The 7,986-nt window shown below is 71.0% G+C and carries 7 protein-coding genes and 1 pseudogene; 6 read left to right on the top strand and 2 right to left on the bottom strand.

Annotation, left to right across the window (positions count from 1 at the left end):
* The 3 genes and pseudogenes from G6R24_RS15830 to recR all read left to right on the top strand — a co-directional run.
* Positions 1–662 (top strand): annotated as a pseudogene (locus tag G6R24_RS15830) (hypothetical protein); the annotation flags it as partial.
* Positions 663–715: 53 nt separating this feature from the next.
* Positions 716–1,255, top strand: a complete 540-nt coding sequence (locus tag G6R24_RS15825) for a YbaB/EbfC family nucleoid-associated protein (RefSeq protein WP_163550015.1) — start codon at positions 716–718, stop codon at positions 1,253–1,255.
* A 34-nt stretch (positions 1,256–1,289) separates the two neighbouring features.
* Positions 1,290–1,889, top strand: a complete 600-nt coding sequence (gene recR, locus G6R24_RS15820) for a recombination mediator RecR (RefSeq protein ID WP_163550014.1) — start codon at positions 1,290–1,292, stop codon at positions 1,887–1,889.
* A 122-nt stretch (positions 1,890–2,011) separates the two neighbouring features.
* On the opposite strand, the gene G6R24_RS22560 is transcribed toward recR, so the two are convergent.
* Entirely contained in the window at positions 2,012–2,179 is a 168-nt protein-coding gene (locus G6R24_RS22560; RefSeq protein ID WP_225438596.1) for a hypothetical protein, read from the bottom strand.
* Positions 2,180–3,539: 1,360 nt separating this feature from the next.
* On the opposite strand from G6R24_RS22560, the gene G6R24_RS15810 reads away from it, so the two are divergent.
* Positions 3,540–3,992, top strand: coding sequence for a hypothetical protein (locus G6R24_RS15810; protein WP_163550013.1), 453 nt, complete (start codon positions 3,540–3,542; stop codon positions 3,990–3,992).
* Positions 3,993–4,150: 158 nt separating this feature from the next.
* On the opposite strand, the gene G6R24_RS15805 is transcribed toward G6R24_RS15810, so the two are convergent.
* Positions 4,151–4,735: a TerD family protein gene (locus tag G6R24_RS15805; RefSeq protein WP_163550012.1), complete on the bottom strand. Its 585-nt coding sequence runs from the start codon at positions 4,733–4,735 to the stop codon at positions 4,151–4,153.
* A gap of 297 nt (positions 4,736–5,032) precedes the next feature.
* Here G6R24_RS15805 and G6R24_RS15800 point away from each other — a divergent pair, with 297 nt between their 5' ends.
* Both G6R24_RS15800 and G6R24_RS15795 read left to right on the top strand, forming a co-directional pair.
* Complete coding sequence (locus G6R24_RS15800; RefSeq protein ID WP_163550011.1) at positions 5,033–6,301, top strand: aspartate kinase; 1,269 nt, start codon at positions 5,033–5,035, stop codon at positions 6,299–6,301.
* 100 nt (positions 6,302–6,401) lie between these two features.
* Positions 6,402–7,499 carry an aspartate-semialdehyde dehydrogenase gene (locus tag G6R24_RS15795; RefSeq protein WP_163550010.1) on the top strand — a complete coding sequence of 366 codons (1,098 nt, stop codon included), beginning with the start codon at positions 6,402–6,404 and terminating at the stop codon, positions 7,497–7,499.
* Positions 7,500–7,986: the final 487 nt, after the last annotated feature.

The raw sequence follows: 7,986 nt of genomic DNA, 5'->3' as shown, positions 1-7,986 counted from the left end.
CGGCCAGCCAGGACTTCGGTCGTCCCCCGTCGGCGGGCGCACCGACATCGCCACCTGCCTGGGGCGGCCGGGACGAGGGTGGTGCCGTCCAGGGCGCTGCCGCGCCGAACGGTGCCGCGCCGAACGGTTCCGGCGGAAGTTCCGGTGCGTGGGGCGTCGCCGCGACGGGTGAGGCCGGCGGCTTTGGGCTCGGACAGGCGGCCGCGGTGAACGCGGCGGCCATCGATCCCGCGAACGCCGGTGCGGTGCAGGGCCGCACCAGCACCATCGTCCACACCGGCGGTGGCCAGGACGACCCGCCGCCGGCTCCCCGACCGGGCGGTCCGGGCGGAAGCGGACCCGATGGGACGGGCGGACCCGATGGGACGGTGCCCCGCGCAGCCGCCCCAGCCTGGGGAAACACCAACGGCGCCGCGGTCGCGGGCAACGGGAACACCTTCGCCGCGGGACGTCCCGGAGAAGCCTCAGGGCCAGCGACTATGGGCGGCGGCGGCGGCGCGTTCGACGCCGGTCAGCGGCCGCCCATCATGGACGAGCCGCCCTTCGACGACGAGGACATCCCGCAGCAGGCGGGCGGTGCGCGCGGCGGCGAGGAGGCCGCGATGTCCCTGCTGCGCACGGGGCTCGGAGCGACCGTCCTCGAACAGACCCCGACCTCCTGATCGGGTCGGCCGTCGCTCGGGAGCGGACCTCCGAGCACAGTAGGCTCGGGGATATGTCGAACCCGCAGATTCCCGTCGGTGACGCGGGCGAAGCCGGTGGCTTCGCACTGGGGCAGATCTTCCAGCAGGCACAGCAGATGCAGGCCGCACTGCTGTCCGCCCAGGAGGAGCTCGCGGACGCCCGGGTGGACGGGAGTTCCGGCGGCGGCCTGGTCAGGGCGACCGTCAACGGCGGCGGCGAACTGGTCGATCTGACGATCAGCCGCGAGGCGGTCGACCCGGAGGACACCGAGACCCTCGCCGACCTGATCCTCGCCGCGGTGCGGGACGCGACCACCAACGCCCACCGGCTCGCCGCCGAGCGCATGGGCTCCATCACCGGTGGCCTCGGCGGACCAGGTGCCGCGGGCAGCCCCTTCGGCGCTCCGAGCGCGCCGGGCACGCCACGTGCTCCGGGTGCTCCGGGTGCCCTGGGTGACCTCGGCGCCCTGGGCGAACTGTTCGGCGGCGGTGCGGGTGGCGGCGGTACCGGCGGCGGCAGCGCTGCCGGTGGCGATCCGCGGCCCACCTCCGGTGGCCGGACTCCACGCTAGGTCGCCACGCCGGCGCTGACGGACAGGAGCACCGATGTACGAGGGCGTCGTCCAGGATCTCATCGACGAGCTTGGGCGGCTGCCCGGCATAGGCCCGAAGAGCGCCCAGCGGATCGCGTTCCACCTACTGGCCGCCGACCCGGTGGACGTCCGTCGCCTGGCGGCGGTGCTCACCGAGGTCAAGGAGAAGGTCCGGTTCTGCCGGAGCTGCTTCAACGTGGCCCAGGCCGAACTGTGCAGGATCTGCGCCGATCCTCGCCGCGACCAGAGCCTCATCTGCGTGGTCGAGGAACCCAAGGACGTCGTCGCGATCGAGCGCACCCGCGAGTTCCGCGGCCGCTATCACGTGCTCGGCGGGGCGATCAACCCGATCGGCGGCGTCGGCCCCGACGACCTGCACATCCGTGAGCTCATCGCCCGCCTCGCCGACGGCTCCGTGACCGAGCTGATCCTCGCCACCGACCCGAACACCGAGGGTGAGGTGACCGCGTCCTACCTGGCCCGTCAGATCGGCCCGATGGGCCTGCGGGTCACCCGGCTGGCCAGCGGCCTGCCCATGGGCGGTGACCTGGAATGGGCCGACGAGGTCACGCTCGGCCGCGCCTTCGAGGGACGTCGCGTCGTCGGCGCCTGACCACCGGCCAGCTCCGCCCGCACGCCTGACCGCACACCCGCTCGCTCGCCACTTGTCCGCACGCACGCCCGCTCGCTCGCTCGCCACTTGTCCGCTCGAGCTCTGGCACCGTCCCGGCTGGCTCAGAAACCAAGGATCGGCGCGTAGGTGGAGCTGGGGATCGACCCGAGAGTCAACAGCACCACGCTGACGTCGAGATCGTCCGCCTCGGCGCTGAACATCGCCTGCCGACCACCTCGGGTGCAGTAGACGTCCACGCCGTTCTCCCGGACCACCCGGACCCCGAACATCCGCGACGCCCGAATCCACCAGGTCCGCCCCCGGCCTGAATCCGCCTGCGCCGCGAGTCACGGCGCAGGCGGGTGACCATCCGCGTCCAGCCGGCGGTGGGTAACCCGGGCTGGTCGACGAGGCCCGGGATGTCATGCAGGGGTCCGTGGACGACGATGCGCGCCGGATCGGCGGCGGAGCCCGGTTCCACCAGGTCAAGCTCCGCGGTGATCTCCCGGCCCGGCGGATACATCTCCGCCGGCCAGATGCCCTCACCGCGCAGGACCCGCTTACCCCACGCCCCACCATGCGGGTTGCCACGCGGTAGCGCCCCGCCGACCACCCGGCCGGCCCCGTCCAACCGCCACGCCACCGAGACCAGTGCTCCCGGCGGCAGATCCGGTGCGAAGTCCTCGGCGGAGAGCACCTGATGCGGATGCAGATGCCAGCACCCGGCGCGCGCACCCCAGGCCACCCCTCCCAGCGCCATCACCCTCCGTAACTTCGACTACCCGCCACCTCGAGGCTCGACCGGCGGCGCGCCACTGCGCTGCGGACAGCGACCAGACTCCGCCCTCCGCACAGGCCAGCTACGCCCCGCGTCCAGACCCATAATGATGCGCGCTCGCCCAGGCATCTGCACGGGCATCAGCCCGGGCCGATGGTCCGGCGTCATACCGCCCCTTCGGGCATGCACGCGCCCGCAAGCCAAACGCGCAGCTGGACGACCTGCCAGCCACCCCTCAGCCACGGACACACGCCCGACACGGGCTGAAAGTGGCACATTTCACCACCCTCTCGACCCCCGGGCGCAAAACTCACCAGTAACCCACCCATGACCCATCGGCTCAACTCCTGGCCGCTGGTACGCCCGGCCACAGCCCGACCACCGACGCCCGCTCGGCGCGTCGAGGCACGATGCCGAGGACTGTTCGGCCACATGCCGAGGACTCTTCACAATCTCGAGGCCGAAATCCCCGAACGACCCTCGGCATATCGCGATCATGGCCGCGATCCGGCCGCGATCCGGCCGCAACCAGCCGCGATCACGGGAGCGCCAAGGCGCTCGGCATCCGCCACCACACCCCAACAGGCGCCCATTTCTGCATATATCGGACGAACAGAAGATGGTGATCGGATCCCAGCGAGGCTGGACGAGGAAACGAAACCCCAGCGCGGGCGGGGTGGGGTGGGGTGGGGTGGGGGCGGGCCGATTGGCGCGCTCGTCTGGTTGCGGGAAGTGATGGTGCGGGTTGGGCGGCCCGAAGCGGGAGTGGGAGGCTGACGGAGCACGAGTGCGCTAGGACGCGAGTCGAGTGGCGCGCGTCAGGCGGTGGTCACAGCTCCAGCCCATCCGCATCGTCCCAGAGAGGCCCCTAGATGATCATCAGTTCACACGTCCCCGCGGGCGCGTTCGTGGGGATAGCGGTTCGCAACCCGGTGGTGGCGGTGGCGGCGGGATTCGCGTCGCATCTGGCGATGGACGCGATGCCGCACTGGGGCACCGGACCGAACACCGAGTCGGAGTGGATACCGATCGCCCGGCGTGACGGGGTGGCTGGGCTCGCGGCGATGGCGGTGCTGACAGCGGCGGCTCCGCCCGGGCGTCGCCTGGCGGTACTCGCCGGGATGACCGGCGCCTGCCTGCCCGACACCGACAAGGTCGGACGGTACTTCGTCGGCATCAGCCCCTGGCCGAGCCGCTTCGACCGCTTCCATGAGCGTATTCAGAACGAGGCGCGCAACCGGCTCCCCCGCGAGGTGGCCACCGCGGTGACCCTCACCGCCGCCGGCACGCTGCTCCTACGCCGCCTCGCCGCCCGCACCACCTGACGCACGGGACGGCCCGACGCACAGATAGCCCGACGCATGGGACAGCCCGGTACACGGATAGCCCGGCACATAGCTGGACGGACGCGGATGGAGACCGCAGCCAGCCGGCCGGCCGGCTCGGACCGTGCGGCCCGGCCGGCCGGTGGCCTGGCGGTGGATCAGACGCTGACGCCGTGGTCGCGGGCCAGGCCACCGAGGTCGTTGTGGCCCTGACCGACGGCACGGAACTTCCACTCGGCGCCGCTGCGGTACACCTCTCCGAAGATCACCACGGTCTCGGTGGAGTAGTCCTCGGACAGGTCGTAGCGGACCAGCTCGTTGCCGGTCTGGTCGACGACGCGGATGTAGGCGTTCCGTACCTGGCCGAAGTTCTGCGATCGGTTCGCCGCGTCGTAGATGGACACCGGCACGACGATCCGGTCGATGTCGGCCGGGACCGCCGGCAGGTTGATGATCAGCGACTCGTCGTCGCCTTCGCCCTCACCCGTCGTGTTGTCGCCGGTCAGCGTGATCGCGCCGTCCGGCGTCGCGAGGTTGTTGTAGAAGATGAAGTAGGCGTCGCTGAGTGCCTTGCCGTCAGGCTTGAGGCCGATCGCCGAGGCGTCCAGGTCGAAGTCCGTGCCGGTGGTGGTGCGCGCATCCCAACCCAGGCCCACGTTGAGGGAGGTGAGCTGGGTGTTGCCGGCCTGCGCCGCCTGCTTCGTGAGGCTGACGTTGCCACCCTTGGCGAGGCTGACTGCCATTGCGGTTGGTCCTTCCTGAGGCTGGCGCACGGCATCGTGGCCAGTTCGCGGGGCCGCGCGGGGCGCACCCGTGCGCGGCACGGTCGGCGTGCCGGCACGGTTGTTGTGGCTGTTGCGGCCGTCTCCGTCACCCTGGCACAACCTGCCGCATCCGCCCAGTCTGCCGTCGCCCGGACGACACGGACCACGTCCAGGGTCGGTGCGGGTGGCCAGCGGGGCCGTCGATGTGCCCGCGGGTGGCGTGGTTTCGCTCGCGAGCAGCCCGGACGGGCCGCTGTGCTCGGTAACCTGACTGCCATGGCGCTCCTGGTCGCGAAGTTCGGTGGGTCCTCCGTTGCCGACGCGGACCGCATCAAACGGGTGGCGGAGCGGGTGGTGGAGTCCCGCCGGGCCGGCAACGACGTGGTGGTCGTGGTCAGCGCGATGGGTGACACCACCGACGAGCTGCTCGATCTCGCCGAGCAGGTGTCCCCGCTGCCGCCGGCACGCGAGCTCGACATGCTGCTCACCGCGGGTGAGCGGATCTCGATGGCGTTGCTGGCGATGGCGATCACCACGCTGGGCGCGGAGGCCCGTTCCTTCACCGGTTCCCAGGCCGGGGTGATCACCGACTCGTCCCATGGTCGGGCCCGGATCATCGACGTCACTCCCGGGCGTATCCGCGCCGCGCTGGATGAGGGGGCGATCGCGATCGTCGCCGGGTTCCAGGGCGTCAGCCAGGACACCAAGGACATCACCACCCTGGGCCGCGGCGGTTCCGACACGACCGCGGTGGCTCTGGCTGCCGCGCTGTCCGCGGATGCCTGCGAGATCTACACCGACGTGGACGGCGTGTTCAGCGCCGACCCGCGCATCGTCCCGGATGCCCGTCGCATCGACCGGATCTCCTACGAGGAGATGCTGGAGATGGCGGCCTGCGGGGCGAAGATCCTGATGTTGCGGTGTGTCGAGTACGCCCGCCGTTACAACGTCCCCGTGCACGTCCGCTCGTCCTTCTCCTCGAAGCCGGGCACGTGGGTCACCGAGATTCCGGAGGCACAGCTCGTGGAACAGGCCATCATCCGCGGCGTCGCGCACGACCTCGCCGAGGCGAAGGTGACGGTCGTCGGCTGTCCGGACAAGCCCGGGGTGGCCGCGGCGGTGTTCCGGGCCGTCGCCAACGCCGACGTCAACCTGGACATGATCGTCCAGGTGGGTTCGGTCGCCGGATCGGGACGCACCGACATCTCCTTCACCCTGCCCAAGACGGACGGGTGGACCGCGCTGACGGCGCTGGCGAAGGTGCAGAGCGAGATCGGCTTCGAGCGGACCCTCTACGACGACCACATCGGCAAGCTCTCGCTGATCGGTGCCGGGATGAAGTCGCATCCGGGTGTGTCGGCCCGGTTCTTCGGCTCCCTGGCCGACGCCGGCATCAATGTCGAGATCATCTCGACCTCGGAGATCCGGATCTCGGTGGTGGTCCGCGACAACGACCTGCCGGCCGCGGTGCGGGCCGTCCACGCCGCCTTCGAGCTCGGTGACCCCGACGGCGGCGCCGTGGTCTACGCCGGCTCCGGCCGATGACTCACCCCGCCGTACTCACCCACCCCGCCGTACTGCCCCACCCAGTCAGGCAGCCGCAGCGCGCTGCTGCGCAGTCTCGAGCGACCGGAGGAACTGGACGATGAGCGGCAACGGAGCGCCGGGCCGACGGCCGACGCTTGCGGTGGTCGGTGCGACCGGCGCGGTCGGCACCGTGATGCTGTCGCTGCTCGCCGAACGACCGGAGGTCTGGGGCGAGATCCGACCGGTCGCCTCGGCCCGTTCCGCCGGGCGGACGGTACGGGTTCGCGGCGAGGACGTCGTCGTGCGCCTGCTGGCGCCCGAGGTCTTCGACGGGGTGGACGTCGCCGTGTTCGACGTGCCCGACGAGGTGTCCGCCGAGTGGGCGCCGATCGCGGCGGCGCGCGGAGCGGTCGCCGTGGACAACTCCGGCGCCTTCCGGATGGACGACGACGTTCCGCTGATCGTGCCCGAGGTCAACGCCCATCAGCTGGCCGCACGGCCGCGGGGCATCATCGCCAACCCGAACTGCACCACCCTGTCGATGATCGTCGCGCTCGGGGCGCTGCACCGCGCGTTCGGCCTCGAGTCGATGTTCGCCGCGTCCTACCAGGCGGCCAGCGGTGCCGGGCAGGCCGGCATCGACGCGCTCTACGACCAGTTGGCCACCGTCGGGGGCACCCGAGAGCTCGGGCAGACCGCGGGCGACGTGCGCAAGGCCCTCGGTACGGACGGGCTGGGCCCGTTCCCCGCACCGTTGGCCCTCAACGTCGTGCCGTGGGCCGGTTCCCTCAAGGACGGCGGCTGGTCGTCGGAGGAACTGAAGGTCCGTAACGAGTCCCGCAAGATCCTCGGCCTGCCGGGGCTGCGGGTCTCGGCGACCTGCGTGCGCGTGCCGGTGATCACCACACACGCGGTCGCGGTGCACGCCCGTTTCGGACGGCCGGTGACGGCCGGTGAGGCACGCGAGGTGCTGCTCACCGCGCCCGGCGTCGAGGTCGTCGACAATCCATCCGCGGGCGAGTATCCGACGCCCTCCGATGTGGTCGGTACCGATCCCACCTGGGTGGGGCGCATCCGCCAGTCACCGGACGATCCGCACGAGATCGCCCTGTTCCTGTGCGGTGACAACCTGCGCAAGGGCGCGGCGCTGAACACGCTGCAGATCGCCGAGTTGCTGGTGGGCGCGAACGATACGGCCGCACCGCTGGCCGGCTGACAAAGCGTCGGCGAACCGGGACGCGTTTGATCGACACATGGCCTGGTCGGCCTCAGCAGAGCGCCGGCCAGGCATCTCGACAACGCACGCCAATGGCCTTTCGGCTGTTTCTTATGAACCTTTAAGCCGATGCGAAGCTGGCGTGAAAAGACCGGGTCGCCGATACGACCAAGGTAGCCGTGGATTACCGAAGATACAGCGCATCAACCCGGCTGCGGCCCGTCACCTTTGCTACCGCGAGCAGTGGGATACCGCCTTCTCCGGAACTGTCCGACAGTGCCACCGGGTGGTGCTCGGCAACACTGTCGGCGGACGGGCGGGGCGAGCCGGCAGGCCGGGGTCGCCCGCGCCGTCAACCGGGATATCCACCGCGCCCCGGAACCCGCGAGAAGGCCCATCGGACGGGTGGCGAAGAGTCCGGACGCACAGTAAGCCCGCCCAGCGGGGAACCCGTTGGGCGGGCTTACTGTGAAGTCTCTCGTGGCTC

It is taken from the genome of Candidatus Frankia nodulisporulans, from assembly GCF_902806475.1.
In the GTDB taxonomy this organism is placed as follows: domain Bacteria; phylum Actinomycetota; class Actinomycetes; order Frankiales; family Frankiaceae; genus Frankia; species Frankia umida.
The sequence above is the reverse complement of the archived record's forward strand: the minus strand, read 5'-3'. Positions and strand labels throughout refer to the sequence as shown.